At 54.3% G+C, this 1,242-nt stretch carries 2 protein-coding genes; both read left to right on the plus strand.

The annotated features are described in order from the left end of the window. Positions 1 to 65 precede the first annotated feature (65 nt). The gene (locus AC1RDQ_RS28495; RefSeq protein WP_008047186.1) at positions 66 to 371 is read left to right on the plus strand and encodes an IS3 family transposase; all 306 of its coding nucleotides are present in this window, start codon (positions 66 to 68) and stop codon (positions 369 to 371) included. Continuing rightward, on the plus strand, positions 368 to 1,204 hold the full coding sequence (locus AC1RDQ_RS28500; RefSeq protein ID WP_492588754.1) for an IS3 family transposase: 837 nt from the start codon (positions 368 to 370) through the stop codon (positions 1,202 to 1,204). The genes AC1RDQ_RS28495 and AC1RDQ_RS28500 overlap by 4 nt, the downstream gene beginning before the upstream one ends. Positions 1,205 to 1,242 lie beyond the last annotated feature (38 nt).

Below are 1,242 nucleotides of genomic sequence, written 5' to 3' on the forward strand. Positions count from 1 at the left end.
TGAACTGGCCTAATAATCCCGGACACCTCTTAAGGGCGATATGATTTCGCCAACTTGGAGGTTCCATGAACGAAAGAAAGGTCTATACACGCGAGTTCAAGCTGCATGCTGCCAGCATGGTGCTTGATGATAACTGCCCGGTTCCAGACGTTTGTGCATCGCTGGATATCGGGCCCACCGCTTTACGGCGTTGGGTCGATCAGGTTCGCAAGGAGCGCGAGGGGCAGCCAGTCAAAGGCACCAAGGCGATTACCGAAGATCAGCGCCAGATCCAGGAACTAAAGGCCAAGATCAAGCGCATGGAAATGGAAGCCGAGATCTTAAAAAAGGCTACCGCTCTCTTGATGTCGGATCCCGATCGTTTTCGATGATTGCGGAACTAAGAGAGTCGTTCCCGACAGCTGTCGTGTGTCGTGTTTTCGATGTGAAGCGCAGCAGCTTTTACGAGTGGCTTCAGCGGCGAGCCAAACCGCGGATCAGGCGCGAAGAGCTCAAGCTCAAAGTGGTTGAACTGCACAGCGAAAGCCGCGAATCCATGGGCTCCAGAATGATCAGCAAGGGCCTGAAGTCCCAAAACATTGCAGTTGGAAGAGGCCTTGTCCGAGCGCTGATGAGGGAGGCCAACATTGTCAGTAAACAACGCCAGCCGCACCCATTCAGATCCAAGGGAGTGGAAGCGTTTGTCGCGCCCAATCGGCTCAAGCGCAACTTCAAACCGGCTGCAGTCGATCAGGTCTGGTGTGGTGACGTGACCAGCTTGATGGTGGGCGAGCGCTGGGTTCATCTGGCCATCGTCATCGATTTGTTTGCTCGCCGGGTCATCGGTTGGGCATTTTCGCTGGTCAATGACGCCAACTTGGTCAGCAAGGCGCTACGCATGGCGACAGAGGTTCGAGCGTGCCCTGCGGGGCTGATGTTTCACTCGGATCAGGGCTGTCAGTACACCAGCCGCAAGTTTCAAGAAGAACTGAAGCGTCGTGACATATTGCAAAGCATGAGCCATCGCGGGCAGTGCTGGGACAACGCTCCAACAGAGCGATTTTTCGGCACGCTGAAATCAGAATGGGTGCCTCGTAGTGGCTACAGCAAGATCGAGGAAGCCAAAACCGATATGGTACGCTTCTTCATGTACTACAACCGCACCAGGCTCCACAGCTACAACAACTATCTGTCGCCAATAGCCATGGAGCAAAAAGCGGCATAAACACCGTAACCGGTGTCCGGGATTACTTGACCAGTTCA

The sequence above is a fragment of the Pseudomonas sp. GW823-FHT02E01 genome (assembly GCF_058797535.1).